General features: G+C 63.4%; 25 protein-coding genes and 1 pseudogene. 15 read left to right on the top strand and 11 right to left on the bottom strand.

Annotated features, from left to right (window positions below):
- Positions 1-219 precede the first annotated feature (219 nt).
- Genes BJF92_RS15180 through BJF92_RS15165 form a run of 4 tightly spaced genes read right to left on the bottom strand, consistent with a single transcriptional unit; the run spans position 220 to position 4,869 of the window.
- On the bottom strand, positions 220-1,623 hold the full coding sequence (locus BJF92_RS15180; protein ID WP_198931561.1) for an ABC transporter ATP-binding protein: 1,404 nt from the start codon (positions 1,621-1,623) through the stop codon (positions 220-222).
- Entirely contained in the window at positions 1,620-2,423 is an 804-nt protein-coding gene (locus BJF92_RS15175) for an ABC transporter permease (RefSeq protein WP_075635604.1), read from the bottom strand. Before BJF92_RS15175 ends, BJF92_RS15180 begins: the two co-directional genes overlap by 4 nt.
- Entirely contained in the window at positions 2,420-3,361 is a 942-nt protein-coding gene (locus tag BJF92_RS15170) for an ABC transporter permease (RefSeq protein ID WP_075635603.1), read from the bottom strand. Before BJF92_RS15170 ends, BJF92_RS15175 begins: the two co-directional genes overlap by 4 nt.
- Positions 3,349-4,869: an ABC transporter substrate-binding protein gene (locus BJF92_RS15165; protein WP_075635602.1), complete on the bottom strand. Its 1,521-nt coding sequence runs from the start codon at positions 4,867-4,869 to the stop codon at positions 3,349-3,351. Before BJF92_RS15165 ends, BJF92_RS15170 begins: the two co-directional genes overlap by 13 nt.
- Before the next feature lie 175 nt (positions 4,870-5,044).
- Here BJF92_RS15165 and BJF92_RS15160 point away from each other — a divergent pair, with 175 nt between their 5' ends.
- The 9 genes from BJF92_RS15160 to BJF92_RS15120 all read left to right on the top strand — a co-directional run bounded on the left by BJF92_RS15160 (position 5,045) and on the right by BJF92_RS15120 (position 14,416).
- Positions 5,045-5,620: a ParB N-terminal domain-containing protein gene (locus BJF92_RS15160; RefSeq protein WP_075635601.1), complete on the top strand. Its 576-nt coding sequence runs from the start codon at positions 5,045-5,047 to the stop codon at positions 5,618-5,620.
- Positions 5,520-6,515 (top strand): ornithine cyclodeaminase, encoded by a 996-nt coding sequence (locus tag BJF92_RS15155; protein ID WP_075635600.1) that lies wholly within the window; start codon positions 5,520-5,522, stop codon positions 6,513-6,515. The genes BJF92_RS15160 and BJF92_RS15155 overlap by 101 nt, the downstream gene beginning before the upstream one ends.
- Positions 6,506-7,840, top strand: a complete 1,335-nt coding sequence (locus BJF92_RS15150; RefSeq protein WP_075635599.1) for a type III PLP-dependent enzyme domain-containing protein — start codon at positions 6,506-6,508, stop codon at positions 7,838-7,840. Before BJF92_RS15155 ends, BJF92_RS15150 begins: the two co-directional genes overlap by 10 nt.
- A complete protein-coding gene (locus BJF92_RS15145) occupies positions 7,837-8,895 on the top strand; it encodes a PLP-dependent cysteine synthase family protein (protein WP_075635598.1) in 1,059 nt (352 codons plus the stop codon). The genes BJF92_RS15150 and BJF92_RS15145 overlap by 4 nt, the downstream gene beginning before the upstream one ends.
- 6 nt (positions 8,896-8,901) lie before the next feature.
- Positions 8,902-10,329 carry an MATE family efflux transporter gene (locus BJF92_RS15140; protein ID WP_075635597.1) on the top strand — a complete coding sequence of 476 codons (1,428 nt, stop codon included), beginning with the start codon at positions 8,902-8,904 and terminating at the stop codon, positions 10,327-10,329.
- A gap of 230 nt (positions 10,330-10,559) precedes the next feature.
- Positions 10,560-11,528 (top strand): ABC transporter substrate-binding protein, encoded by a 969-nt coding sequence (locus BJF92_RS15135; RefSeq protein ID WP_075635596.1) that lies wholly within the window; start codon positions 10,560-10,562, stop codon positions 11,526-11,528.
- Positions 11,525-12,556 (top strand): FecCD family ABC transporter permease, encoded by a 1,032-nt coding sequence (locus BJF92_RS15130; RefSeq protein ID WP_075635595.1) that lies wholly within the window; start codon positions 11,525-11,527, stop codon positions 12,554-12,556. The genes BJF92_RS15135 and BJF92_RS15130 overlap by 4 nt, the downstream gene beginning before the upstream one ends.
- Positions 12,553-13,593 carry a FecCD family ABC transporter permease gene (locus BJF92_RS15125; protein WP_075635594.1) on the top strand — a complete coding sequence of 347 codons (1,041 nt, stop codon included), beginning with the start codon at positions 12,553-12,555 and terminating at the stop codon, positions 13,591-13,593. The genes BJF92_RS15130 and BJF92_RS15125 overlap by 4 nt, the downstream gene beginning before the upstream one ends.
- A 10-nt stretch (positions 13,594-13,603) precedes the next feature.
- The gene (locus BJF92_RS15120) at positions 13,604-14,416 is read left to right on the top strand and encodes an ABC transporter ATP-binding protein (protein ID WP_075635593.1); all 813 of its coding nucleotides are present in this window, start codon (positions 13,604-13,606) and stop codon (positions 14,414-14,416) included.
- 223 nt (positions 14,417-14,639) lie between these two features.
- Here BJF92_RS15120 and BJF92_RS15115 read toward each other — a convergent pair whose 3' ends face one another.
- Positions 14,640-15,479, bottom strand: coding sequence for an IS5 family transposase (locus BJF92_RS15115; RefSeq protein ID WP_075635592.1), 840 nt, complete (start codon positions 15,477-15,479; stop codon positions 14,640-14,642).
- A 206-nt stretch (positions 15,480-15,685) separates the two neighbouring features.
- Here BJF92_RS15115 and BJF92_RS15110 point away from each other — a divergent pair.
- The 3 genes and pseudogenes from BJF92_RS15110 to BJF92_RS15100 all read left to right on the top strand — a co-directional run bounded on the left by BJF92_RS15110 (position 15,686) and on the right by BJF92_RS15100 (position 19,661).
- Positions 15,686-15,986 (top strand): annotated as a pseudogene (locus BJF92_RS15110) (type II toxin-antitoxin system RelE/ParE family toxin).
- The gene (locus BJF92_RS15105; RefSeq protein ID WP_075635591.1) at positions 15,976-16,299 is read left to right on the top strand and encodes a helix-turn-helix domain-containing protein; all 324 of its coding nucleotides are present in this window, start codon (positions 15,976-15,978) and stop codon (positions 16,297-16,299) included. The pseudogene BJF92_RS15110 and the gene BJF92_RS15105 overlap by 11 nt, the downstream one beginning before the upstream one ends.
- Before the next feature lie 890 nt (positions 16,300-17,189).
- Positions 17,190-19,661, top strand: coding sequence for an ATP-binding protein (locus BJF92_RS15100; protein ID WP_143524052.1), 2,472 nt, complete (start codon positions 17,190-17,192; stop codon positions 19,659-19,661).
- A 10-nt stretch (positions 19,662-19,671) separates the two neighbouring features.
- Here BJF92_RS15100 and BJF92_RS15095 read toward each other — a convergent pair whose 3' ends face one another.
- From BJF92_RS15095 to BJF92_RS15080, 4 genes are all read right to left on the bottom strand, one after another.
- Positions 19,672-20,064 (bottom strand): nuclear transport factor 2 family protein, encoded by a 393-nt coding sequence (locus BJF92_RS15095; RefSeq protein WP_075635589.1) that lies wholly within the window; start codon positions 20,062-20,064, stop codon positions 19,672-19,674.
- Between the two features lie 258 nt (positions 20,065-20,322).
- On the bottom strand, positions 20,323-20,472 hold the full coding sequence (locus BJF92_RS15090; protein ID WP_425356473.1) for a hypothetical protein: 150 nt from the start codon (positions 20,470-20,472) through the stop codon (positions 20,323-20,325).
- Between the two features lie 502 nt (positions 20,473-20,974).
- Positions 20,975-21,661 (bottom strand): SMC-Scp complex subunit ScpB, encoded by a 687-nt coding sequence (scpB, locus tag BJF92_RS15085; protein WP_075635587.1) that lies wholly within the window; start codon positions 21,659-21,661, stop codon positions 20,975-20,977.
- A gap of 2 nt (positions 21,662-21,663) precedes the next feature.
- On the bottom strand, positions 21,664-22,617 hold the full coding sequence (locus BJF92_RS15080) for a DUF1403 family protein (protein WP_075635586.1): 954 nt from the start codon (positions 22,615-22,617) through the stop codon (positions 21,664-21,666).
- Positions 22,618-22,786: 169 nt separating this feature from the next.
- On the opposite strand from BJF92_RS15080, the gene BJF92_RS15075 reads away from it, so the two are divergent.
- Genes BJF92_RS15075 through BJF92_RS15065 form a run of 3 tightly spaced genes read left to right on the top strand, consistent with a single transcriptional unit; the run spans position 22,787 to position 24,479 of the window.
- Positions 22,787-23,044: a type II toxin-antitoxin system VapB family antitoxin gene (locus BJF92_RS15075; protein ID WP_075635606.1), complete on the top strand. Its 258-nt coding sequence runs from the start codon at positions 22,787-22,789 to the stop codon at positions 23,042-23,044.
- On the top strand, positions 23,044-23,430 hold the full coding sequence (locus BJF92_RS15070; protein WP_075635585.1) for a type II toxin-antitoxin system VapC family toxin: 387 nt from the start codon (positions 23,044-23,046) through the stop codon (positions 23,428-23,430). The genes BJF92_RS15075 and BJF92_RS15070 overlap by 1 nt, the downstream gene beginning before the upstream one ends.
- A complete protein-coding gene (locus BJF92_RS15065) occupies positions 23,430-24,479 on the top strand; it encodes a tyrosine-type recombinase/integrase (protein ID WP_075635584.1) in 1,050 nt (349 codons plus the stop codon). The genes BJF92_RS15070 and BJF92_RS15065 overlap by 1 nt, the downstream gene beginning before the upstream one ends.
- A 212-nt stretch (positions 24,480-24,691) precedes the next feature.
- On the opposite strand, the gene BJF92_RS15060 is transcribed toward BJF92_RS15065, so the two are convergent.
- Together BJF92_RS15060 and BJF92_RS15055 are read right to left on the bottom strand one after the other, a co-directional pair.
- On the bottom strand, positions 24,692-25,375 hold the full coding sequence (locus BJF92_RS15060) for an aspartate/glutamate racemase family protein (RefSeq protein WP_143524051.1): 684 nt from the start codon (positions 25,373-25,375) through the stop codon (positions 24,692-24,694).
- Positions 25,336-25,893: a polysaccharide deacetylase family protein gene (locus BJF92_RS15055; protein ID WP_245294776.1), complete on the bottom strand. Its 558-nt coding sequence runs from the start codon at positions 25,891-25,893 to the stop codon at positions 25,336-25,338. Before BJF92_RS15055 ends, BJF92_RS15060 begins: the two co-directional genes overlap by 40 nt.
- Positions 25,894-25,919: the final 26 nt, after the last annotated feature.

Raw genomic sequence — 25,919 nt, 5'->3', positions numbered from 1 at the left:
TGCGCGCATACCTTCTTCTCAAGCATATGCATCGCTGCAACCGTTATCTTTTGGTTGTGATTTATGAGTCCTGAGCCTAGCGCCGCGCGATTTCATCGCGTCCCGACACTCCCTCTGATCCTGTCCGATCATTCGGGGGCATCAACAAGTGCGGCGCTGGGCAGTTTCAGCAAACAACGTAGGCGGAGCGGCAGACAGGACCGCGCGTCTCGCTGTCTATCACTTCGAGACCGGCCCGAGCACGATCCGCCTCTCGGTGATCCTGTCCGCCATGGCCCCGTCATGGGTGACGAGGAGTGTCCCGCAGCCGCGCTCGCGCGTGACCTCACGCAGCACCTCCATCGTCTCCTGCTGGGTGATCGGATCGAGGCGTGAGGTCGGTTCGTCGGCGAAGAGGAAGACGGGATCCGCGATCAATACACGGGCCAGCGCGACACGCTGCAGCTCGCCGCCAGACACCTGGCCGGGCCGCCGGTCGAGCAGCGCCTCGGGCACGCGCAGCCGCTCGAGAAACCGCATGACATGGCCGAAGGGCACATGGTGGCGCGCCGCCGTTTCGCTGAGCGCCGTTCGCAGGGAAACATGGCGGGAAAAGGTGGCGACGGGGTCTTGGTAGAGCTTCTGAAAACGCGTCCGCGCCAGCCCCTCGCGGCGCCGCACCCGGCCGGCGGTCGGCGGCATGAGGCCGAGAAGCACGTTGCCGAGCGTGGTCTTGCCGCAGCCGCTGGGGCCGGTCACACCGATCCATTCGCCAGCGCGAACGGCAAGGTCGAGATCCGAAAACAGCCGCTGCCCGTTACGGCTCGCCGCCAGCCCCGCGCCCTCCAGCACCAGTTCGCCCGGCGCCTTTCCTCCAGCCCTCGGCCAGTTCTCGGGGTCGGCCGCGACAAGGCGGCGCGTATAGGGATGGGATGGCGCGGTAAGCACCGCCTCAGCCGCCCCCCGCTCCACGATCTCGCCCTTCAGCATGACGATGACTTCGCCGCCCAGCGCTCTGGCGACGGCGATATCATGGGTGATGCAAAGCAGCGAACCGCCCTCTTCCACCGCCTTGCCGAGCAGCGCCACCACGGCATCCCGCATGGTCACGTCGAGGCCCTTGGTCGGCTCGTCGGCGAGTGTGATCGGCGCGCCGCCTGCCCGCGCCGAAGCGAAGGCGACGCGCTGGGCCATGCCGCCCGACAGCTGATGCGGATATCGATCGTCGCCAGCGGCCAGATTCAGCGCAGCCAGATCGGCACGCGCCTGGCGACGCGCCGGCGCGGCCCCGAGGCCTCGTACGAACCGGTGGCCCTCGGCGACCTGGGCGAGCGAGCGCATGGTCGGATCGAGCGAGACCCAGGGCTCCTGCGGCAGCATGGCGATGCGCCGCCCCCAGGCGCCGCGCCGCGCCGCGCGATCCGAGGCGTCGGATATCTCGCCCCCGAGCCCGATGCGGCCGCCGGCGGAGAGTTCCGGCGCCAGCGTCCCCATAGCCGCTTCGGCGACCAGCGTCTTGCCCGAACCGGTTTCGCCGAGGATCGTCACCGTCCGGCGCGGCGCGAGCGTCAGCGAGACGTCGCGCACCAGCACCACGCCGCCGGCGGCGATCTCGAGGTTTTGTATCGTCAAGCTCATCGTCATCGCCGCGCCAGGATTTGCAAGCCGAGGATCAGGGTGAGGAGGCAGACTGGCGGCATCAGCAAGGCCAAAGGCGCCTCGTTCCAATAGGGCAGCATTTCCACCATCATCAGCCCCCATTCCGGGGTCGGCGGCCGCAGGCCAAAACCGATGAAGCCGAGCGCGCCGAGTGCCAGCACCGCGCTGCCCAGCCCAAAGGCGCCCAATGTCCCGAACAACGGCAGGAGATCGGGAAAAACGTGCCGGCGCAGGATGTGCCAGGGCGAGAAGCCCAGAAGCCGCGCCGCCTCGACCGCCGGCGAGGCGAGCGCCGATCGCGAGGCGGCCCGCGTCATGCGGAACCACTCCACCCATTGGGTCAGCGACAGGCCGAGAAAGAGCGGCCAGAAGGCGCCGGGAGACAGGGCCGCGATGAGAAGAACCAGGATCAGCCCCGGCACCGCCAGGATCGCATCAGCGAGGGAGGTCAGAAGCCGATCCGTCCAGCCGCCGGCAAAGGCGGTGGCCAGACCGAGGCCGATACCCGGGAGGGCGGCCGTTGCGACCGCCATGGCGCCGAGCGAGAGCGAAAGGCGCGCGGCATGCACCAGCCGAGCGAGGACCGAGCGCCCGAGATGGTCCGTTCCGAGAAGCGCCTCGCGCGAGGGAGCGGCAAGGACATGAAGAAGGTCCTGCCGATTGGGGTCCGCGGTGACGACGACGGGGCCGACGAGCGCCGTCAGAACAACGAGGGCAACCAGCGCGCCGCCGAGCCAGACCCCGCGCGATCGCTTGTCCTCGATAAAGGCCGAAGCGCGTCTCATCCGCGCCTCCTCGGGTCGACGAGGAGCAGCGCGAGGTCGGTCAGCGCATTGAGAAGGACGAGGAAGAGGCTGAGCGTCAGCGCCGTGGCCTGGATCATCGGCACGTCGCGTCCTTCGATCGCATGCGTCAGAGCATGGCCGATCCCGGGCCAAGCAAAGATCTGTTCCACCACCACCACGCCCTCGATCAGGAAGGCAAAGCTCACCGCGAGATAGGCAATGAGCGGCACGGCGGCATTGCGCGGCACATGCCGCAGGATCGCCGCCGTCCGGCTCAACCCCTTCAGCCGCGCGAAGGCGAAGAACGGCGAGCGAAGGGTCGCCACGACGCCGTCACGGGCGATGCGCGCGGAGGTCGCCGCGAGGCCGAGCCCGAGTGTCAGGGCTGGCAGGAGCAGGCTAAGCCCATCGCTGGAATCTCCAACCGGCAGCCAGCCGAACAGGACGGTGCAGCCGACCATGAGCACGAGGCCGAGGACGAAGCTCGGAACGGCGCGGAAAGCGGCGGCGGCAGCCATGCCGGTGCGATCGGCCAGCCCGCCCGGCCGCAGGCCGGCGAGCCCGCCGAAGACCGGGCCGAGAAGCAAAGCCAGCCCTAGCGCCGCCCCAGCAAGCGTCAAAGTGGCGCCGAGCTGATCGCGGATCTCCTCCCAAACGGGCGCGCCGCTGAGCAGTGAGCGGCCGAGATCGCCCGAGACGGTCTGGCCGATCCATTCGGCGAGTTGCAGAGCGAGCGGCCGGTCGAGGCCGAGTTCGGCCCGCACGGCCTCGGCGGCGGCGGTGGTGACCCGATCGTCCCCATAGCGCCGCTGAGCGATCAAGAGCGCCTGATCGCCGGGAAGAAGCTGCACTAGGGCGAAGGACAGAAGGCTGACGACGACGGCGACGGTAACCGCCTGCACAAGTCGCTGACCAAGAACCGCGGCTAGTCTGCCCATCGCATCCTCGAAATCCGGTAGGAGAGTTCGAACGGATCGATGCTGACGCCATCCAAACGCTTGGATGCCGCCACGCGCAGTTCGTACCAGGCAACGGGGATGACGGGCAGTTCGGTTTGCAGGATTTCGGAAACACGGCCGCGCAGGGCGGCGCGTGTTTGCGCGGCATCCGTTTCTTGCAGCGCCTGAAGTGTCTCGGTGAGCTGCGGCGACGCCCAACCCATGGCGCCCCAATCGCCGCCATGCGGGCCGAAATCGGCGAGCATGGTACCGATGGGATCGGGCACGAGCGAGAAGTTGCGCGCGATCAGCCCCATTTCCAATGTTCCGTCGCGATGGCCGGCTGGAATATCGCTGGAATTCATCATGGCGATGTCGAGATCAATGCCGATGTCCCGCTCGGCCGCCTGGATCGCGGCGGCGACAACAGGAAGCTCGGGACGCACGGCATAGCTGCGCAAGGTCGCATGAAGCGGTTTGCCATCTTTCACGAGCTGTCCTTGCGCATCCGGCGCCCAACCCGCTTCCGCCAGCAGCCGGCGCGCTTCGGCGGGGTCATGGCGCAAGGGCGCGAGGCCCGGCACATGCCAGCCAACCATCGTCGGCGGAAAGAACTGCGTCGCCGCCGCCTCGGGCGAGCGCAGGATGGCACTGGCGATGCCTTCGCGGTCGAGCGCCAGGCTGACGGCGCGCCGCACCCGCACGTCGGCGAAGGCCGGCAGATGGGCGTTCAGCTTCAGCGTGATCACGCGCGGGATCGACTTCGTCGTCACCGCCACGCCCGCCGCCCGACGCAACCGGTCGGTTCCCGCCGGATCGAGCGTGAAGGCGAGATCCGCCTGCCCGCTCTCGGCCATGAGCGCACGCGTTTCCTTGCGCCCGACGGCCTGATAGATTGCCCGCTCGATCGCCGGCTTCGCTCCGCCGGTCCAACCCTCGAACCGCTCGACCTCGAAGCGCAGCGGCGGTTCGAGCGAGGTGATGCGGTAGGGCCCGCTGCCGATGATCCGACGTACCGCGCCCGTCTCGTCATAGGAGGACGGAGCGAGGATCTGGCTCGAGGATTCCGCCAGAAAGGCTGGCAGGGGCATGAACGGCGTGGAGGTTGCGATCTCGACGACGTCTGGCGCGACCGCACGGATCTCGGTCAGCGGCGCGTCCTTGAGCGGGCCGGGTTGGCTTCGCGCCCGCTCCAGGCACTGCGCCACGATCTCGGCCGTGACAGGTGTGTCATCATGAAACTTGGCCCGCGCGCGCAGGGTGAAGCGCCAGGTCAGCCGATCGTCGGACAGAGTCCATGCGGTCGAAAGGCCAGGAACCGCTCGGCCTTCGTCATCCGCGCCGACCAGCGTCTCGGCAACTTCCATGCGGGTGAAATTGAATCCGCCACGACTGGGCTCAAGCGAGGCGATCTCGAAGGGTGTGACGACGCGCAGGGGCTCTTGCGCCAGCGCGGTCGTCGCTCCCAGAAGCATGGCAATCGTGCAGAAAAGATCCCGAGGCGTCATTTAGCACTCCGTGTTACGATATAACATTTCGTCGCATTCATTAGGGAGCAAACAATGCCGTGTCAACTTGAAAAGTTGATTATTTTTATCAAGTTATGTTGACTACGTGTTTTTTGTTCCTATAGTGCCCTCAAATTAGCCAGCGACGTATGAAATTTGCTCTTTGGGGGCGGATATGCGGGCGATTTCCTATGTTTTACTAGACTCTTACGAAGTCATTGCCACCGAGGAAACCGATCCTCGGCGACTGTTCCAGGTGGAAGCCGATGTTCGTCAATCTGGTCGATGGCGTGTTCCGATCTGCGTGCATCGTGACGAGAAATTCGTGATGGACGGCCATCATCGCCTTGAGACCGCCAAGCGGCTTGGATTACGGTTCATACCGGCTGTTCTCCTCGACTACAGCCAGGTCGAGCTTTCCTCCTGGCGCGACGGAGAAACCGTAACCCCTGCTGATATCTTCAACATGGCGCGGAGCGGAAAGCTATTTCCTTGCAAGACAACGCGCCATAGCTGGAAAAACCCGATCCCGAATTGTGACATCGATCTTCGGGAACTCGGTTACTGCATCTCGCTGCCCGCCAACTCAAAGGCTTCACCCGCAGGCTTTGCCTCTTCACGTCCAGATTTCGTCACGAAAGGTCTCCTTCATGACTGCGTCCTATCTGCGGATGCCGGCTACCCATATCCTGACCCGATCGGATCTCGACGATACCGAGCTTCCACCGGCAGAAGTTATCGGCCTCGTTGAAGATGCGTATCTATCCTATGCCCGGGGCAACTCGCGTTGCCCGACCAAATTGATGATGCCTTTGCCCAATGAGGCGCGGGACGCCGTCTCCTATTCGATGCTCGGCTATGACGGCGCGCTGCAGCAAGTCGGCTTCAAGACATCCTATCGCCAGGGAAGCGAGAGCGCGGAAAAGTATTACACGACGATCAGCCTCTATGACGACACGACGGGCCTGCCCTTTGCCTTCATGGATTGCCATCGCGTCGGCGGGTCCAGAACGCCTGCGACGACCGCGATCATCGCCAAGCATTGCGCAAAGCAGGACGCACGCAGCGCGCTGATGATCGGGACTGGCGCGCAGGGTGTGAATACCCTTCCCTACCTCCTCACGGCACTGCCCAATCTGGAGACGCTTCGTCTGTTCCGCACCCATCCGGATGGCATCGCTCTCAGCCTTTCGACCTTCGCCCGCCACTTCCCCGATCGTCGGATCGAGCTCGTCGAGGACGTTCCGGACGCGGTCGCAACGTCGGATATCGTCGTGGCGGCGTCCGGGCGCGCGGCCCATCACAAGGTGCAGACGGCCTGGATGAAGCCGGGAGGACTTCTGATCTCCGTCGCGAGCAAAGGCGTGGAGGCTGGCGCTCTGGGCCAGGCCGATTACGCCATCGCGACGAATGAGGGACAGATGGGCGTGACGGGCAAGCGGCTGGCTGGCCCGGACGGCGTGCCGCATGTCGATGCCGAGCTTCCCGACATCGTCGCCGGATTGAAGCCCGGTCGCCGCTCGCAGACGGATAGGGTCTTTGCCTTCAGCAGCGGCATGATCATCACGGACATTCCCGTGGCCCATGCGCTCGCCACCCGGGGCATTGCCGCCGGGCGTGGCCGGAGGGTCGAGCTGTGGAAATAGCCGTCGATCCCATTCGCGCCGTCGAGCCTGCTTGGGCGCCGGCAGCGCGGCAGAACCTCGCCCTGCTCGATCAGATCTGCCAGGTGGTGGAAGGGCCTTTCCATCTCATCCATCCCGCAACATTCGCCGAAAATCTCGCGGCTTTTCAAACCGTGCTGCGCGCAAAGAATGTCGCCGGCGCTGTTTATTTTGGGAAGAAGGCCAACAAGGCGGGGGCCTGGCTGCGCGAGGTGGCGCGGCTCGACGGCTCGGTCGACGTCGCCAGCGTTCCGGAATTCGTTCATGTCCTAGCGAACGGCATTCGCGGCGAGCGGATCGGCGTGACAGGCGCCGCCAAGAATGACGAGCTTCTTTGGCTCGCGGCACGCCACGATGCCCTTGTCGCCATCGATGCGCTGGACGAGCTCGAACGCGCGATCCAGATCGCCCACGATACGGGCCGCTTGCGCGTGCTTCTTCGGGTCCTGCCGCCACGCGCGCCCAATAGCCGCTTCGGTTTCAACGAAGCCGATCTTGCAAACGCCCTGCGGCGATGCGCGAAGGCTGGCGATTGCTTGGCGATGGAAGGATTTTCCTTCCATCTTGACGGCTATGCCGTCGCCCCGCGCGCGGAGCTGGCAGCCCAACTGATCGAACAATGCCGTCAGGCACGTTCACACGGTTTGCCGGCCTCGGCGATCTCGATCGGCGGTGGCTTTGCTTGCGCCTATGTGGCCGAAGAGGATTGGCGCGCCGCGGCGGCGGCGCTCCAGGCAGACCAGTTTCACGCGGGCGAGACCTTCGCGCAATTCTACCCTTATTTTCAGACGCCGACAGGCGCGGCGATGCTCGCGGATATTCTCGAGACAGCGTTCGAAGGCCGCACGCTCGCGTCCCTGCTGAGCGAGGCGCAGATCCAGCTCTTCCTGGAGCCCGGAAGGGCGCTGCTCGATGGCGCGGGCATGAGCATCTTTCCGGTGCAGGGCTTCAAGCGCAATGACGCGCACGGCATCGTCACGGTCGCCGGGCTGAGCATGAGCCTTTCGGAACAGTGGAAGAACAGCGAGTTCCTTCCTGCCCCCTTTCTGATCGAGCGCGGCCCGGCACAGCCGAGGACACCGATTCGCGCCGCGATCGGCGGATCGAGCTGCATGGAATATGACGTCCTCACCTGGCGCAAGATCGTCTTTCCCGCGCCCCCGCGTCACGGCGACCTGATCGTCTATCCCAACACGGCCGGCTATCAGATGGATAAGAACGAGAGCGAATTTCATCAACTCCCTCTCCCGCCCAAGATCGTGATTTCGCAACAGGCCGACGAGTTCACCTGGAGGATCGACCGATGAATATGCTGACCAACCAGCCCTTTACGGCAGTCAAGACGCACGGCTCCGAGCTCATCGGCGAGACGCCACTCTTTGAGCTTGCGCGAACAGGCTCCGGCAGCCGGCTGATCCTCAAGCTGGAGCAGTTCAACCCGACCGGCTCCTGCAAGGTGCGCATGGCGCGCGAGATGATCCTGGCGGCAGAGCGCGAGGGAAAGCTGAAGCCGGGTGGCCATATCGTCGAGCCGACATCAGGCAATACCGGCACCGGCCTGGCCTTGGTCGCGATCGAGCGTGGCTATAGGTTTACAGCCGTGGTCGATCATCATGCCTCGCGCGACAAGCTCGGGGCCATGCGCGCTATGGGCGTCAACCTGGTCTTTGCCGAAGGAAAGGGCGAAGGGCCAAGCACCGTGGAGCGGCGCCGTATCGCAGGCGAGATTGCGGCGGCCACCGGCGCCTTCTGGCCCGACCAACATCACAACCCCAACAACAACAATGGCTATGCCGGCCTCGCCATGGAGCTTCTGCACGATCTCAGCGGGAAGATCGATTACCTCGTCGGCACTGGCGGCACCCTGTGCGGCACTGTCCGGGAATTGCGGCGGCTCGGCTCCAACGTTGTCAGCATCGGGGTCGAGCCGACAGGATCGATCATTTTCGGCGGACCTACCGGGAAATACTGGCAGACGGGCGCGGGCGCGCCCGGCGGCTTCGTGGTCGGGCCCAATGTCGAGCATGCGTTGATCGACGAGGGGCTGACGGTGGATGATATCGACGCCTTCGCAGCATGCCGGGTCGTTGCGCGCCGAACCGGGCTGCTCGTCGGCGGCACGGCAGGGGCCGCCCTTCATGTCGCGCTGAAACGGCTGGCGCTGGTCGAGCGCGAGAGCACGATGGTCGTCCTCATCTACGATGCGGGCGAGAAATATCTCGACTCGATATTCGATGACGACTGGTTGCGGGAGCGTCGGCTCCTCGATGAGCTTGCCGAGCGGCGGATCGATCGGCTCTTCAACGCCTATTCCGAATCGACGCGACTCGGCGCGGCGGCGCTGATGGCGCGAGGAGCGTGAAAGCTCATGGCTGAGACGTTGCGCCCTTATCGGGACATCATCGCCCTGTCGGCGCCGATCGCCGGCATTCAGTTTGCCCAGGTCGCCCTGACGAGCACCGACCTTCTGATGATGGGCTTTCTCGACGTCAAAGCCGTCGCGGCCGGTGGCTTGGCGCTGCTGCTCTATAACCAGCTGCGCACCATGTGCGTGGGCATGGTGACGGGCCTCGGCAATCTCATCGCGGGCGCCATCGGTCGCGGGGAAACGCGAACCGGCACGAAGAGCATCTACGACGAGGCGCGTGAGGAGGTGCATGACCTCGTGCGCGCGGCGATGCTGCTGGCGACGCTGATGGCAATTGTCGCCGGCCTGCTCCTGATCAGCCTTGGTTATCTCCTGCCGTTTCTTGGACAGGATGCGGCGATCGTTGCGCTCGCCAAGCCGATCATGCTCACCTTGGCGCCCGGGCTGCTGCCGATGATCTGGCTGAATGTTCTGCGCCAGTTCGCCGTCGGTATGCGGCGGGCGGGATCACTCTTCGCCGTCACGCTGGTCTCGATCGCGGTCAATGCCGCTCTCAATGCGTTGTTCATCTACGGATGGCTCGGCATGCCCCGTCTCGGTCTCGCCGGCATAGGTCTGGCAACGACCCTGGTGCAGATCTGGACCTTCCTTATCTATCTGCGCACGGTCCGTCGTGACGCGGTGCTGCGCCCGCTTCTCAGCCTGGATACTTGGCGAGCCCGGCCGGAGACGGTGAAGCGGATCGCGCGGATGGGGCTGCCGATCGCGCTGACCTATGGTTCGGAAGCCGCGATCACCTCTGTTGCTACGGTGTTCATGGGCACATTCGGGCCGGTTGCGCTGGCAGCATCCAATGTCGTCAACCAGCTCGCCTATATCGTCTACCAGCTGAATATCGGCCTCTCGCATGGCGCGTCGGTTCTCGTCAGCCGCATGCTGGGCAAAGGTGACCACGCCCAGGTCGGCGCAATCGCCCGGCGCGCCCTGACCATCAGCTTCACGATCATGGGCGTGATCGCACTCGCTTATGTCCTCATCCCCGACATCGTGCTGCGCCCCTTTCTCGGCAATCGACCCGACCTTACCCTGTCATCGGCGGCAGCGACGCTTCTCTGGTTTGCGATCGCGCACCAGTTCTTCAAGGGCTCGCAGAACATCTGCATCGGCCTGTTGCGGGGCCTCGGCAATACCAAGGCGGGTTTGACGAACACGATCATCGGCTACTGGCTTGTCGGCATTCCAGCGATGGCGATCTGCGGCTATGGGATCGGCTGGGGCAGTGAGGGGATCTGGTTCGGTCTCTGCCTCGGCTTCGGCGTCACGAGCGCGCTCCTGTGGCGACAGTTTTCTGCTCAGCTGGATGCGCTTGATGGAAAGAAATCCTCGCAACCCGTGGACACGCCGTCCGCGATGACCGGCAAAGCTTGACTGTTTGCAGGAGCAATTTCTCACCAGCACAAACATGATTGCAATAATCATGTTTGTGCGCTAGAGGTCCTGAACACAAGCTTTCCGGGCGTCGTCTTCCACCCACGGCTTCGGTTCTCCGGAATTGCCGGCAGACCTAATCGTCTATGGGAGACCCTTTGCCATGACGCATACGCACTGTCCTGCCGACCACTAAGGGCCGGCAAAAAGTCACGTAAGAGGATTTTTCGGTGGAACGTCGCACGTTTCTCTTGTCATCTGCGGCTGGTGTTGCCGCAGCCCTGCTCTCACCGCTGGCGCGCGCCACGGATAGCAAAACCCTGACCGTCACGGATGACCGGGGCGTCAAGGTCGACGTGCCCGTGGATCCGCAGCGTATTGCCTGCGTCTCCTATGTCGCAGTCGATGTGGCCTTGGCGCTTGGACTGATGCCGGTGGCCACGACCTATATGACGAAGGGCCGCGATCCGGATTTCCTTCTCGGGCTCACCGCGCGGATGAAGCCGCTCGGTCAGCGCGCCAAGCCCAATCTCGAACTCCTGTCGGAAGTCCGGCCCGATCTGATCGTCGCCATGCGCCGATATACGGTGGCCAACGCCGCGCAATTCGAAAAGATCGCGCCCTACCTCGCCTACAATATGGAGCTCTTCAGCCAGAGCGACGCGGAAGTGGCGGAACTGGCGAGCGTCTTCGGCCATGCCGAACGCGGCGCCGAGCTGAATGCCGGCTTCGCCGCGCAGCTCGCCGACTATGCTGCGAAGGCGCCCAAATCGACGCCGACACGCTTCCAGATCATGTGGGCCGGCGATACGCCGTTCTCCTTCCACGATGAGAACACCGCGGCCTCGATCGTCACCCGCCTCGGCGGCGTCAATGTCGCCGGGCCGATGGGAACGGATGGCAAGTTCGGCGTGGAACTGAGCCTGGAGACCATGCTGGAGAAGGATCCCGAGGTCATCTTCGTCTATGACTCCGGACCGGACCGACCGCATGAGAACAACCCGATCTGGCAGCAGCTTTCGGCAGTGCGCAACAAGCGGGTTCACTACGTTGCGGACCAATGGGTCGAGACGAACGGCCCGATCGCCCGTGAGATCGTCCTCAAGGAGGCCGCCCACATTCTTTATCCCGACACTTTCTCGGCCGTTGATGTCAGGGCAGAGGCCGCAAGGCTTATTCCCGCCGCCTTGCAGCAATGACATCGCGGTCACCGGCCCATAAGGGTTCGCAAGGGCCGCGCCAAATCGTGCTGGTGCTGGCTTTGCTCTTTGGCGCCGTGCTCGTCGCCGTGGCGGGCCTGTCTCTCGGCACGCGCACGCTCGGCCCGGCCGCTCTATGGACGGCTCTGTCCTCGCCCGATGGCAAGATCGAGTCGATCCTGGTCTGGACGCTGCGACTGCCGCGCAGCCTCGCAGCATTTGTCGGAGGGGCCGGTCTTGGCCTCTCTGGCTACCTCCTGCAAAGCCTGACCCGCAATCCCCTGGCCGGCCCAGCGCTGACCGGGGTGAGTGCAGGCGCTGTGGCGGCGATCGTCTGCTGCTTCGTCTTCCTGCCGTGGCTCTCCTCGATCTTCTACCCGCTGATCGGCATGATCGGTGGCCTGGCGGCCGCGGCCGTGACCTTCTGGATCGCACGCGGCGGCCGAGGCCGGCCGTTGCACTTGGCGCTTGGCGGCATCAGCGTGTCGTTGCTCCTCAGTGCGGTCACCACCTATGTTCTCATGCTGAGCGGGCCGCAGGTCCCATCTCTGCTCTTCTGGCTGTCCGGCGGATTCCAAGGTCGATCCTGGACGCAGCTCGGCTATATGGCCCCCTGGGTCGCCGCGGCCTTCGTCGGCGCACTGATCTGCCGACGCATCATCGGCCTGTTCCTGCTGAGCGAGCAGGCGGCGGCCGGCATGGGCGTCAATCTCGCGCTGTGGAAGCCGGTCCTGCTGGTCCTCGCCGTGCTTCCGGTCGCCGGCGTCGCCCCTGTCGCTGGCCCCGTCGCATTCGTCGGCCTCGCCTCCCCCCATCTCGCCCGCCTCCTGCGGCCGCAGGACCCCGGCTGGACGTTAACCTTCAGCGCCGCGATCGGCGGCTTCATCACGCTGTCGGCGGATTTTGTCGCCCGCACCGTTGCCCTGCCCCGCGAGCTTCCCATCAGCATCATCGCCGCGCTGATCGGCGGACCCGTTTTCATTTATCTGACGCAGCGACGCGATCTTTCGTTCGGAGGCAAGCGATGACGCCCGTGCCCGAGATCGCCCGGAACCGAAGAAGTTTGTCCTCCCTCCCGGCTTTGGCGGGTCTCCTCCTTCTGACGCTCGGCCTTTCCGTCTTCCTTGGTGTGGCCGACCTGCCTGTATCCGATATCATGTCGGTGCTCGCGGGCCATGGTTCGCCGGAGGCGCAATCGATCATTTTGGATATCCGCCTGCCACGCATCGTCACGGGTGCCCTTGCGGGCATCCATTTTGCTGTGGCCGGCCTGATCCTTCAGACCATCACCCGCAATCCGCTGGCCGATCCTTCGATCATGGGCATCTCGCAGGGAGCGACGCTGAGCGTCACGCTGTTCCTGCTGTTCAGCGTGTTCCTGCGCGATCCGGGCACCACGGCGCGCATCACCGAGATGCCGCTAGAATGGCTGCCGGCCGTCGGCATGGTCGGCGGCCTAATCGCCGGCGCCGCCGTCTACGCCTTGGCCTTTCGCCGGGATCTCGGCCCCTTGCGCATCACCTTGTGTGGCATCGCCATCGGCGCGGTGCTGCACGCCATCGCCATCGGTGTTATTGCCGGCTGGGGATCGGCGCGCATCGAGGTGCTGCTCGAATGGCTGTCTGGCAGTCTTTATGCCCGAAGCTGGGAGCACGCGCTCTTCCTATCGCCCTTCACCATCGCTGGACTGCTGGCTCTCCTGCCGATCCGCCGCGCGCTTGATCTTTTGCAGTTCGAGGCGCCGGTGGCGAGTTCCTTCGGCCTTGCCTATCGCCAGCACTTCTCCTTCGCCCTGTTTCTGTCCTGTGGGCTGGCGGCAAGTGCGGTCGGAGCCGTGGGGCCGATCGTCTTTGTCGGGCTGATCGTGCCGCATCTGGCCCGTGCGCTCGTCGCTACGCGCACCCCGCTTCTTTTGCCGGTGACCGTGACGCTTGGCGCCATCACCGTCACCTCAGGCGATTTGCTTGGTCGCCTCGCTGGCCAGGCGGACGAGATCCCGATCGGTGTCGTCACCGCTGTCTGCGGTGTGCCTCTTCTCATCGTCTTTCTGCGAAAAATCCCTTGAGGACCCGCTCATGCTCCTGGCCTGCTCCAAACTCACCGTCACCTATTCCGGGCGCACAGCGCTGAAATCCTTCGACCTCACGTTGAAGCCTGGCGAAGTGCGCGCCTTGATCGGACCGAACGGCTCGGGCAAGAGCACCGCCTTGCAGGCCATGGCAGGCCTGCTCCGGCCATCGGGTGGACACGCCTTGATCGACGGGCTCGCCGTGGACGCCATTCCGCGCCGCCGCCTGGCACGTCAACTGGCCTATCTGCCCCAGCAACCGACCGCACCCGATGAGATGACCGTTGCGCAACTCGTCCGCCAAGGGCGCTTCGCGCATGTCGGCCTGCTGCGCAGCTACCGCGCCGAGGACGAGGCCGCCATCGGCTGGGCACTGGAGAGCACCCGCCTCCTAGCGCTGGCCGACCGTCCCTTGCGCGAACTCTCCGGCGGCGAACGACAGCGTGCCTGGATTTCGGCGGCCATCGCCCAGGAGGCGCGCATCCTCCTGCTCGATGAGCCCACCTCCTTTCTCGACATCGGCTATCAGGTCGAGATCATCGATCTCGTCCATCGGCTCAGCCGGGAGCGGGGCGTGAGCATCGTGATGGCCATTCACGATCTCAACCAAGCCATGTCCGTCTGCGACCGGATTTCGCTTCTGGCGAAGGGTGAAACGGTCTTTGATGGCGACCCGAAAGATCTGGCCGAAGCCGGCCTCATTGAAACGGTCTTCCGCGTCAGAGGCACCTTCGTGCCGATTGCGCCAAACGCACCGCCGCATTTCGATGTCGAGCTGGCGCACCGGCAGATGAGAACTGGTGGATTGGCGCGACAATGAACGGTGCCTTGATTGGCGATAACGATCAGATGCAGTGGTTGTGAAGGCTTTCTCGATAGCGGCTCCTCGCATGATCAGGCCGATAGGGCTTCGAGCCTAATGAGGCCTGCGCGCGGCGGGCTTGCCGGCGGACCCGAAAGGCGAGGTCATCCGCGAGGTGAAACACATCTGGTGCTGTGCCCCCACCCGGCAACCGCATCTGTCCAAAAACCTCCAGCTAGGCTCAGAGCCTGACGCATAATTTGAACTTTGCTATTCGTCGTGTCATGCGCCGGATGGATGCGATGAGGAGCCAGGCTTGCGAGGATGCGACGGATGCCTCCCAATCCTTGGCAAGGCGTCGGCATCGATTAAGCCATGCGATGGTGCGCGCAACGACCCAGCGTCTGGGCAGAACGACGAAGCCCTTTGTATCGGAACGCCTGATGATCTCGATGGCAAGGCGGTCGAGATGCCCGAGAGCAGTCTCGAGCTTGTGTCCGGCATAGCCGCCATCGGCAAACAGCCTGATGATGGAAGGATATGTGTCCCTGCAGCGTTCGATGAGCCCTGGCGCGCCGTCGCGATCCTGGATGCCGGCAGAGTGAACCATGGCGTCGAGCATGTTGCCGCGTGTGTCGGTCAGGATGTGACGCTTGCGTCCTTTGATTTTTTTCCCGGCGTCATAACCGCGTGGCCCACCTGCTTCGGTGGTCTTCACCGATTGGCTGTCGATGATGCCTGCGCTCGGCTCCGCCTCGCGGCCTTCAGCGATCCGCGCGCAAGCCACCAGCACCGTGTTGATCGCGTCGAGCAGGCCGCTGTCGCGCGTCCGGTAGAAATGGTACTGCACCGTCGTAAACGGCGGAAAGTCCCGGGGCAGTTGCGCCCACTGGCACCCCGTTGCCGCCAGATACTGGATCGCGTTCCACACATCATGATCCCGATGAAGGCGCGGACGGCCTACTTTTGTCGTGCGGGTAAGAAGCGGGGCGATGATGGCCCATTCCTCATCCGTGCAGTCGCTTGCGTAGCGTAGCCTTCTTCTGTCATGCTCGCACCGAGCGGTTTCAGTCCAGCCCATGGCTTCCTCGTCGTCTTCGCAAACAACGGGGAATCATAAGCTCCTGAAATCGCTCAACGCAATTTTCGGTCAGGCTCTCAGGTGTGGGAGGCGGCATAGCCCCCGTCTTCCAACCCTGCTAAGTATAGCACTTAATGCTATATGAACTTATGTCAGAACGCCTGTTCAAAACAGCATGACTCGCCAAGGCGGCAAAGAAGACGCACATCTCCGACAAGGCGCTGTCGAATGCAATCCATCAGGTTGCCCTCGGCCAGGCAGACGATCTCGGGGGAGGCGTTTTCAAGAAGCGGCTCAACGGCACCTGCATCGATCCATCGTTCTGGCAAAGGCCGGGGAGTTCTGGGTCTTCGCCTATCTCTTCGCCAAGAAGGATCGGGCGAACAGTGATGACGACGAGCTTTTGGCATTCCGGAGGCTTGCGGACCGTTACCGGCGAAAAGGCAAGCCGACCTCGAAGCGGAAATCGAGACCGGCGCCCTGTTGGAGATAGACCATGGCAGCTAAACGCAGGTTCAAGAGCGATGCCTTCGAGGCGATCCACAGTGCGGTCGAAGGCATGCTTGCGGCCGGGACCATCGACAAGGAAACGATGCGGACCTTCGATGAGGATTGCCTTGTAACCCCGCACGAACTGACGCCTGGCGAAATCAAAGCGCTGCGCGAGAACAATCATGTCAGCCAGCCGGTCTTTGCCCGTTATCTGAACACGAGCCAGTCGACGGTCCAGAAATGGGAAACGGGTGCCAAGCGGCCGAGCGGGCCGGCGCTGAAACTGCTGTCCCTGGTGCAGAAGCACGGGCTGCAGATGCTTGCATGACGGGATCCTCCGTTTCGTGCGAAAATCCCGTCGTCTGGAAGATTAATCAGACATATGCCTGCTATTTCATCTGCGCAACGTTCTGATCCAGTGTGCCTTAGACGGCCTCATAGCAGCACACTGGACAGGTGACATCCATGACAAATGGATCTGCAATCTCGCTGACAACACGCCGACGTTGACGACCGAGCGGCTGATCGCTGCAACCGTTGACCGGATGAATGTGGTCAACCATCATCGGTTGATCCCGAGGCTTGAATTGCTTGACCCTGACGATCGGCATTTTATCGCAGCTGCCATCGCCGGTAACGCCTCAAGGACTCTCCGGTGTTACGGGGCCTTCCCTATGCTAGAACCGGCCAGTCGCCCATGGCCTCCGATCAACATGCCGCCTTCCCGAAGCGCTCCTATCTAGCGTCAAGCGTGCGCGGCATCATCTCCGCAAAACATGTCATCGGTTGACGCCTTCGTTGGGCGCGGTCCAAGCAAAGCAGATTGAAGAGATTTTCCAAGGTGTTTTGGCGGAATATCGCCAAGCCGACGCAAGCAATATAGGGAGCGATAGCCCACAAACTATTACATTGGCGGCAGCTCTATTCATCATCGCTTTCCACATCGAACGCAAGCTGCTTCTCAACACGGCAGTTTTGCTCCACAATCGAGCGTCTTCAAGTCCCTTGATGACAAGGGGGATCACGCAACGACAACCAGTCAAACCTGCACTTTCCTGGAGCTTTTCAAAGGATAGATCGCCCTGATCTTTCCGCGGAAGAGCTTTCGAGATAGGAGTTGAGGCCAGCCGCAGGCGCGTGGTGGAGGCGTGTGATGAAAATGCTTAGCAGGAGAGGAGGCTTCCCCCGCCTCCACTCGGATCGTTGCGCATGGATGTAATGCGTGACTCTTTCATCGGTCGGTCTCAGCCTCTGCAGGATCTGGAGAGCCTGGTATGCGACACGCCGCTGTTGACGGTTTCCGGCCCCGGTGGCGTGGGAAAAACGCGGTTGGTGCTGGAGTGGATGAAGGCCGGCGAGAGCGCGAAGAGCGGTCGCAGGATCCTGGTCCGTCTGGATGGTCTGAACGAATGCTCCGCCGTTTTCGGCGCCGTGGCGGCGGCGGTCGGCCTGCCCAATACAGGTGGCCAGCCCTATGTGGATGCCATAGTCCAATGGCTGCGCGAGACCCGATTGTGTCTGGTGCTCGACAACTGTGAGCATGTCGCCGACCCGGTGGTGATCCTGGTCCGCGCGCTGTTGAGCGGTACACAGGGCGTGCGTGTGGTCGCCACCAGTCGAACGCCGCTGGGCATTGCCGGAGAACGGCATCTGCGCCTGTTGCCACTCAACGAAGCTGAAGCGCAGGACCTCTTCCTCGCCCGCTGCCAGGAACGTGTGCATGGGTTCGAGCAGGATGATGCCGCGCTGAAGGCGATCAAAGCGATTTGCCAAGCGGTCGATGGCCTGCCCTTGGCCATTGAACTGGCCACCGGCTGGATAGGCGCGCTGCCGATCCAGGATATCGCAATCCACATCGCTCAGGGACTGGATCTTTTGCAACGCCCCCGGGCCCAGACGGCGCGGCATGCGACGCTCACCGATACGATCGCCTGGAGCTACACGCTGTTGTCGCCCCCGGCGCGGCTGTTGCTGCAGCAGCTTGCCGTTTTTCCCGGCAGCTTCGGGATGGAGGCGGTGTCCGGGATTTGCATGGCAAGGGAGCAGACGCGTGAAGACCTGTGGCTGGCGCTGCGCGAACTCGTCGAGCATTCGCTGGTCCAGTTCGATCTGCCGTCCGGGCGCTACCGTCTGCTGAATACAGTTCGCCTGTTCGCCATAAGGCTCGCGCAAGACGCTGGTGCGTTCAACGCGACACGCGAGGCCCATGCCAAGTTTTTCGCAGCTCTTGGCATGCAGGCGCGTGGCGTCGATTTTGTACCGGAAGACCAGTGGCTGCCGCGATTGCAAGTCGAGATCGACAATTTTCAGGTCGCACTGCGGACCATGCTCGATGCCAGGCGCGGCATCGAGGCGCTGGCGCTCGCCGCCGCCCTGACGACATTCTGGTGGACGGCAAGCAGACACCGGGAAGGCATTGGCTGGATCCTCGCGGCGTCGGGACAGGCGCAGGATGCCCCTCCCATCTTACAGGCGGCGGCGCAGTTCAGCCTCGGCTTCCTCGGTGCGCACGACACCGGCGATTGGGCGATGGCGGCGATCGAGCTGGACCGAGGGCTGAACCTTCTCGCATCCTCTGATGATGCCGAGGCCGAAAGGCTGCGCGGCTATCTGCTGTGTTTGCGCGGCGAATGCGATATCATGGCGGGTGCGCCTGAGGCCGGGCTGGAAAGCGCCTTAGAAGGGGCCAAGCTTATAGCCCGCTTCGCGCAGGACCAGTGGGGGCAAGGCTTCGCCGCGTGGAACGTGGCATTCGGTTACGAGCGCGCGGGCGACTGGCGGCAGGCGGTGACGCACTATGAGCGGGTCGTCGCCTCCCAGCGCGAAGGCAGCCTGGTGGTGCGGATGATCGGGTGCCAGAGCCTGGCCAGCGCGCTGGAGAGCCAGGGCAGCCCGGCAGAAGCCGTGCCGTTGTTCGACGAGGCTTTGCACCTTTGCCGACAGGTCGGCCTTACGCGCCTTGGCGACGTCCATGGCTCGCTGGCGCGTCTGCTGGCCGATTGCGCGCATGTGCGCGTTGCCGCCGACATCGATCTCGCCAATGCCCGGCCCCTCGCCCTGGAAGCGCAGGCGGCAGCCGAGGCCTTGCAGGATATGGCTGCCGCCGCCATGGCAGCCGCCGTGCTGGAAAGACTGTCAGCCCCCTCGCCCGTGAATGGCATTTTCAAGCGCCAGGGAAGCATATGGGTCGTGGGCCTTCAGGACAACACGGTGATGTTGCCGGAAAGCAGAGGCCTGCGGCAACTCTGGCATCTGCTTCAACAGCCCGGGCAAGAGATTTCAGCAGGCGAACTCGCCGTGGCCGCGGACGGCCAATGCCGCGAGGTGATCAGCGGGGACGCCGTCCTTGATCCCAAGGCCGTCGCCCAATACCGCAAGCGGCTACGCCTGCTTGATCAGGCGCTTGCGCTGGACAGCGAGACGCTGGATGACGAGCGTCGCGCGGCGGTACGCCGGGAACATGCATTCGTCTCGCAGGAACTTGCGCGAAGCACTGGCCTGGATGGTCGAGTCCGGCGCACGAGTTCTTTTGCCGAGCGCATGCGCGTGAATGTCACGCGCACACTCCGGGCAGCCATTGCAGAGATCGAAACGGCGCATCCGGCGCTGGGACAACACCTGGCGGACAGCGTGCGGACCGGCAACTTCTGCAGCTATCAGCCGTCCGCCCGCATGTGCTGGCAATTCTGACGCATCGCGGTCAATGCGGATCAAACGCACGCTGCACCAGTACCGTGTCGACATACTGGACGAAGCGGACGATCTTGCCGTCGCGCACAGTCCATGCGTGTACGAATGGCGCACGGAAATGCTTGCCCGTGGCCTTGTAGGTGCCGCTATAGTGGCCGAGCGCGATAACCTCGTCACCTTCGCTCACATAGCGATCGACGACCGCCTGATAGCCGTCCCACTCCGTGGCAAGCCGGATGAACACCCCTTCCACGATCGCCTGCGGCCCATGAAATGTTCCGGCGTAGGGATATCCCTCTGCTTCCGTCCATGCGATATCCGGCGCCATATTGACGAGGATGGCGGGCAGATCGCCCGCGACGAAGCCAGCGTACAGGGCCTTGATGGTTTCGGTATTGTTCACGGCGGTCTCCTTTGCCTGCAAGAAAAGGGAGCCCTTTGGTCCAATGCTCCCAAACCCTATGGCGTTCGCTGACGGCGCCGATGTCGTTCGATGCGACCGAACGTTTCTGAAGCCATCAAAATTTCGTCGGAGACGATCGCTCGTTACCATCTGTCCAAGGTGGTTGATCTCACGTGTCCCACAAGCCTGATCCAGAGCAAAAACACGTGAGAAAGCAGGGGTGCTGGCTGTCCATTCGGCACCAGCCTTGTCCATCAGTCATTCGGCATTACGATGATCAAGGCTTGGCTCCATCATCGATGCCTCGATTGCAGGAATTTCTTCGTCATCAATCACGCTTGGCCAGGCGAAGACAGTCTTCGTGGGCGATGTGACCGCACGCGGCCAACCATTCCCGGTGATGATCACGGGCTCTTGCACGGCAGCATGCCAATGAGCGCCAAAATTCCTCGAACTGGCTGCTACCGTCACAATCGACCTCACAACGGATCTACTTTTCCGAAATTCACAGGTTTTCTAGAATTTCTGCAAACCCGATGATCAACCTGAGGGATGAGACGACTGAAGCCGCAACGGCTTCGGGTACGGCAGCCATATGCCTTCCAATCAGCGGCTTGCTGACTTTCAATAATCTCGCCTGACGATTCCAATCGTCATGAATTAGGAACTGCGAATGGACCAGCGTCTCCGCTAAGACAAGACCAACCGGTTCTGCAGGACTGCACACACTGGCTGAGGCATGCACGGACCGTTTCGCCCACGGTGTCGTGCTGTACGACAGCAACGATTTTGTGCCCTTCGGCGACAGATTATCCGCTACGCCGTTGTCCGCCTTGTGGAGCTGATAACGTGAGGCGACAGGGCTCTAAATAGAGCATTCTCGGGATCTTTGGCCCAACGGGGGCTTCTTCTATTCCTCATCAGCCTCGGTCTCAGGAGCGAGCTGCTCATTTTGCACAATCTGCCGGCTGACCAGCCCAGCATCCTCGAGCGCCTCCATATCGGGCAGATCGCGCAGCGACTGCAGGCCGAAAGCTGAGAGGAAGTGGGGCGTCGTCACATAGGTATACGGCGCTCCTGGCGTCGGGCTGCGCGGCCCTGAGCCGATGAACCCCGCACCGCGCAAACTGCCGATGACGTCGCGGCTGACCTCCTTGCCAAAAATCTTCGACAGCTCGCCACGGGTGATGGGCTGGAAATACCCCACCGCCATCAGCACCATCGTCTCGAACTGCGAAAGTGCTGCAGCCCCTCCTCGGGTTGGCGCCGACGACGCACGAATGGTCTCGGCAAAGCGCGGTCGGGTGCGATGCTGCCAGCCACCGGCGATTGACACCAGCTCGTAGGGACGATCCTTCAGTTCCTCCTGCAGATCATCGATCAGCAGATCAATGCTGCAGTCCTTGCCCACCACGCGCGCTAGGGTTTCGCGACCGACCGGCTCGGCGGAGGCAAAGATCACCGCTTCGACGCGCAGCATCCATTCGCGCCAGCGCAGCCCCGGCGGTAGGTCGGCCAGCTCGCGGTCGTAGAGACCATCCCTTTCGGACGTGACGTTGCCCGTCCGCTGCTTCTTCCTCGTGCCCGTCTCAGCCATCGTCACAGTCCATAAATCCGGAATGCGGATCGTCCGGAGAGCTCGCGCACGGCCCCAAAGCCCTCGAGCCGGTCGAACAGCCGGGATGCGGCCCAGCGCGACAGGTTGCTTCCGGGCGCCGAGGCTGCCACGGCGTCCTCATCAAGCAAGGCCTGGATCACCGGCGCGGCGCCCTTGGTCCGCACCTTTGCTGCGCAAGCCAGCAGCGTGTCGGCGCGTCGGGCAATGTCGCTCGCCGAACGCAGGGCGCTGCTGGCGCCATCGACCAGGGCCAGGCAAACCGCCCGCGCGAAATCAGCGTCACCCGGGCGCACCCGTCCCCGCCCCGCGGCCACGCGGAACGCCGGGCCATCACGCTCGGCCATCAGCAGCGGCACGGGCCGGTTCCACCCCAGCATCAAGGCGATCAGCAGATCGGCCAGCGCCCAGGCGAGCGGCTCGGCATCCGGACGAACCGCGACAATCGCCGTCAGCAGCGCCGCGGCGGCGAACGGCGCCGGCCGACCCGACTGCAGGGCATTGTCAGCATGATCGACGGCCGACGCCAGACGGTTGTCCCAGGCCTGACCGAGAAGATCTGCCAGCTCCATGATCGCCCGGGACGAGAAGCCGGGCCTGCGCATGGCCAGCCGCTGATAGGCCAAAAGCACTTTTCCGGCCGGGCCGGGATCGCCGTGGGCAGCGGTCAGCAGCACGGCATCGCGTAGCGCCTGCTTGTCCTCCTTGCGGCCCATCCACCGCACCGCTGCCTCGGCGCAGGTGAGCGCCTGCCGGGACCGCCAGCCGCCGCTCCAGACAGGGTTGATACGAACCAGATCGTCGAGGGATTTCAGAGCGATGCCGGCCGCAAAGGCGGCGTCTGCTTCCGGCAGAGCGCGATCTCGCGGCAGAGCCCAGGCCGGCAACGGGGCCAGCGGGCGAGTGGTCGAAGCAGGGGTGGCGGCGGGCAACTTCATGTCGAAGACGTTACACGATAGGTGCGGTTGATGCTATCTCAAACCTCATAAACCGCACGCCGTGTCGGCCGCAAAAAAACGTCCGATAAGGTTGACTTATCGGACTTATTTGACGGAGGTCAGAGAATGCGGTAGAAACAGATAAAAAGGTAGATTTTTGGAGATTCCCGTGTCCCTGAACATCAAAAACCCAGCAACAGTCGCGCTGGTCGATGAACTCGCTCGCCGCCAAGGTATCAGCAAAACGGCGGCGATCCATCAGGCGCTCACCGAACGACTTCATCGGCTTGGGTACAGCGACGTCCCGAAGGATCACATGCTGGACGAACTTCGCGCTATCCGGAAAAGACTGGCACGGTTACCGGAATTGGAAAAGCGAACCGACGAAGAGATCGTCGGGTTCGATGACCAGGGAATTCCAAACTGATGGTCATCGATACGTCCGCCGTGGTTGCGATCCTGCGCGACGAGCCGCAGGCAGAACGGCTTGAGAGAGCTATCGTCGCTGACCCAATCCGGCTGATCCCGGCGACCTGCGTGTTCGAAGCCCGCATGGTTATGGTCAGCCGGCGCGGCGAGCATGCGCTGGCCGAAATAGACTTATGGCTGTCAAAGATTGCAGCTGAGATCATTCCGGTCGATGCAGAGCTTGTCGATCTGGCCACCCAGGCCTGGCTGACCTATGGCAAGGGCCGCCATCCGGCAGGACTGAATTTCGCCGATTGCTTCTCATACGCTCTGGCCAAACGTGTCGATGACGCCCTGCTCTTCATCGGGGAGGACTTCAAACAAACGGATATCGAGGCGGCGTGATGATCAGCGAAGATGGCGTTGGTGACACAGACCTTCCGCAGGCCGTAGCCTCCCCTCCTTTGCCGCAGCATTTGCAGGATCTGACCGATCGTGCGCGTGGATATGTCGAAGCCTCCAGCTCGAGCAACACCCGGAAAGCCTATGCATCCGACTGGAAACACTTTTCCGCCTGGTGTCGCCGATCCGGCCTCTCTCCCCTCCCCCCGCATCCACAGACGGTCGGGCTCTACATCACAGCCTGTGCGTCGGGTGCTGCCGACCGGGGCATGAAGGCCAATTCGGTGTCAACGATCGAACGGCGCCTGTCCTCACTCAGCTGGAACTATGCCCAGCGCGGTCTCATCCTCGATCGGAAGGACAGACATATCGCCACCGTCATGGCCGGCATCCGCAAGAGCCATGCCCGTCCGCCCGCGCAGAAGGAAGCGGTGCTGGCGGACGAAATCATCGCCATGATCGAGACGCTCGATCGCGGCACACTCCGTGGCCTGCGCGATCGGGCCATGCTGCTGATCGGCTATGCCGGCGGTCTCAGGCGCTCGGAGATCGTCGGTCTCGATCTGAAGGCGGAGCAGACGGAGGACGGGCGCGGCTGGATCGAAATCCTGGACAAGGGCCTGCTCGTCACCCTGCGCGGCAAAAGCGGATGGCGCGAGGTCGAGATCGGCCGTGGCTCATCCGACGCCACCTGCCCGATCGCGGCCGTCGAGATGTGGATCACGTTCGCCAAATTGGCGCACGGTCCCCTCTTCCGCAGGGTGACGGGTCAGGGCAAGGCCATTGGCTCCGAGCGGTTGAACGACAAGGAGGTGGCGCGGCTGGTGAAGCGGACGGCGATGGCGGCTGGCATTCGCGGCGATCTCAGCGAGATCGAGCGCGCCTTGAGGTTCTCCGGCCACTCACTGCGCGCCGGCCTCGCCTCATCGGCCGAGGTCGACGAGCGCTATGTGCAGAAACATTTGGGGCATGCGTCGGCCGAGATGACGCGGCGGTATCAGCGGCGGCGCGACCGGTTCCGCGTGAACTTGACGAAAGCAGCGGGCTTATAACGACCAGCAGAACGTTGGAGAAGCCGAGTGTGAAACCAAAAAGGACGTGAGCATTTGAGACGCGATCGTTCATCAGGCCGATATCCAGGAGCCGTGACAGCGACGTTATGGTCCTCAGGACGCTTGCTTCGTCGAAGCTGCGGCTATCAAACCCTCCTGTTCGTCAACGGCCAAGAGAAAGCCCTGTTCAAAATGATAAACCTCTTAGCTCCTTAGACAAAGGGCAGCAGGAACCTGCCGATACCAGCGTCAAGCCCGTCGTAAAGCGGGGCGCATGCGCGCGAGCGAAGTTCGCCGGCAAGGCCGCAGAAGGGCGCGCCAGCCAACAGTACTGCTTCGGCCCGCGTCTCCTCCTTCAATAACCGGACATTGTGAAGGATGTCGTCGTGATAGCGGGCAGGCTGGGCCGCGAGATCGAGGACACCGCAATCCAGAAAGCGGATGGCCGCAAGCCTGGATGAAAGACCGAGCGTGCGGACTTTTTCCTCAATCGCCGTTTTTAGGGAAGGGCCGAGCGTCAGGATCGCAAAACGCTTGCCTGCCTGAGCGGCACTCAGCAGCCCGGCCTCGCCGAGCCCTTGAACGGGAACCCGGCTGATGGCCCGCAAGGTTGAGAGGCCAGGGTCGCCAAAGGCGGCGACCAGGATGCCGTCCACTTCCTCATGAGCACCGGCCATGGCGAGGACGGCCAGTTCGGCGATCTCGATATCGCGCGTCGTTACCAAGGCAGTGGCCCCGAATGGCGCGGTCGCGCCGATGATCTCCGCTCGTGGTCCTGCCAGACGCCGGGCCACGGCGACCAGGCGGTCCGTCACCGAGCAGGACGTATTGGGATTGGCGATCAGCAGTTTAGGCCTCACCGTGGCGCCTCCCCCGCAAGTGACAGCCAATGCCATGCTATATCGGCGCGCCGCGCGACCGAGATATCGGGTTTCGCGGCAAGATGATCGATGATCATCGCCAGCGCGCCGATGCGGCCGGGCCGCCCGATCATGCGCAGGTGCAGCCCGATCGACAGCATCCTCCCGCCCTCGCGGTGAAGCCAGTCCGCCGCATCGATCACATAGTCGGCGAAATCGCGGCCCGCAAAGCGCTGGGTGTGAAAGTAGTGCATGTCATTGGTATCGAACGCATAGGGCAGGATCACGTGACGATGGCCCGCGACATCGAGATTATAGGGAAGATCGTCGTTATAGGCGTCGCTGTCATAGAGAAAGCCCCCCTCCTCGATCAGCAGGCGGCGCGTGTTCGATGAGGGTGCGGATCGCGTGTGCCAGCCGATGGGGCGGACGCCGGTTGCCGCGCGGATCGCCTCGACTGTCCGGGCGATCGCCAATTTTTCCGCCGCCTCTTCCATGCCGGCATGGCTCTCCCAACGCCAGCCATGGGCCGAAACCTCGTGCCCTCGCGCCACGGCATCGCGCGCCAGAAACGGCGACC

Origin of the sequence: Xaviernesmea rhizosphaerae (genome assembly GCF_001938945.1) — a bacterium.
Taxonomy (GTDB): domain Bacteria; phylum Pseudomonadota; class Alphaproteobacteria; order Rhizobiales; family Rhizobiaceae; genus Xaviernesmea; species Xaviernesmea rhizosphaerae.
Note: the sequence above shows the minus strand (reverse complement) of the source record. Positions and strands in the feature narration are given on the sequence as shown.

Bases quoted from the DNA above. Each gene is read 5' to 3' on its own strand.
- BJF92_RS15145 (WP_075635598.1), top strand. From the start codon at position 7,837: ATGAATATGCTGACCAACCAGCCCTTTACGGCAGTCAAGACGCACGGC.
- BJF92_RS15130 (WP_075635595.1), top strand. From the start codon at position 11,525: ATGACATCGCGGTCACCGGCCCATAAGGGTTCGCAAGGGCCGCGCCAA.
- BJF92_RS15120 (WP_075635593.1), top strand. From the start codon at position 13,604: ATGCTCCTGGCCTGCTCCAAACTCACCGTCACCTATTCCGGGCGCACA.
- BJF92_RS15175 (WP_075635604.1), bottom strand. From the start codon at position 2,423: ATGAGACGCGCTTCGGCCTTTATCGAGGACAAGCGATCGCGCGGGGTC.
- BJF92_RS15105 (WP_075635591.1), top strand. From the start codon at position 15,976: ATGGCAGCTAAACGCAGGTTCAAGAGCGATGCCTTCGAGGCGATCCAC.
- BJF92_RS15140 (WP_075635597.1), top strand. From the start codon at position 8,902: ATGGCTGAGACGTTGCGCCCTTATCGGGACATCATCGCCCTGTCGGCG.
- scpB (WP_075635587.1), bottom strand. From the start codon at position 21,661: ATGGCTGAGACGGGCACGAGGAAGAAGCAGCGGACGGGCAACGTCACG.
- BJF92_RS15060 (WP_143524051.1), bottom strand. From the start codon at position 25,375: ATGGCATTGGCTGTCACTTGCGGGGGAGGCGCCACGGTGAGGCCTAAA.
- BJF92_RS15080 (WP_075635586.1), bottom strand. From the start codon at position 22,617: ATGAAGTTGCCCGCCGCCACCCCTGCTTCGACCACTCGCCCGCTGGCC.
- BJF92_RS15065 (WP_075635584.1), top strand. From the start codon at position 23,430: ATGATCAGCGAAGATGGCGTTGGTGACACAGACCTTCCGCAGGCCGTA.
- BJF92_RS15115 (WP_075635592.1), bottom strand. From the start codon at position 15,479: ATGGGCTGGACTGAAACCGCTCGGTGCGAGCATGACAGAAGAAGGCTA.
- BJF92_RS15165 (WP_075635602.1), bottom strand. From the start codon at position 4,869: ATGACGCCTCGGGATCTTTTCTGCACGATTGCCATGCTTCTGGGAGCG.
- BJF92_RS15125 (WP_075635594.1), top strand. From the start codon at position 12,553: ATGACGCCCGTGCCCGAGATCGCCCGGAACCGAAGAAGTTTGTCCTCC.
- BJF92_RS15160 (WP_075635601.1), top strand. From the start codon at position 5,045: ATGCGGGCGATTTCCTATGTTTTACTAGACTCTTACGAAGTCATTGCC.
- BJF92_RS15155 (WP_075635600.1), top strand. From the start codon at position 5,520: ATGACTGCGTCCTATCTGCGGATGCCGGCTACCCATATCCTGACCCGA.
- BJF92_RS15070 (WP_075635585.1), top strand. From the start codon at position 23,044: ATGGTCATCGATACGTCCGCCGTGGTTGCGATCCTGCGCGACGAGCCG.
- BJF92_RS15100 (WP_143524052.1), top strand. From the start codon at position 17,190: ATGCGTGACTCTTTCATCGGTCGGTCTCAGCCTCTGCAGGATCTGGAG.
- BJF92_RS15180 (WP_198931561.1), bottom strand. From the start codon at position 1,623: ATGACGATGAGCTTGACGATACAAAACCTCGAGATCGCCGCCGGCGGC.
- BJF92_RS15170 (WP_075635603.1), bottom strand. From the start codon at position 3,361: ATGGGCAGACTAGCCGCGGTTCTTGGTCAGCGACTTGTGCAGGCGGTT.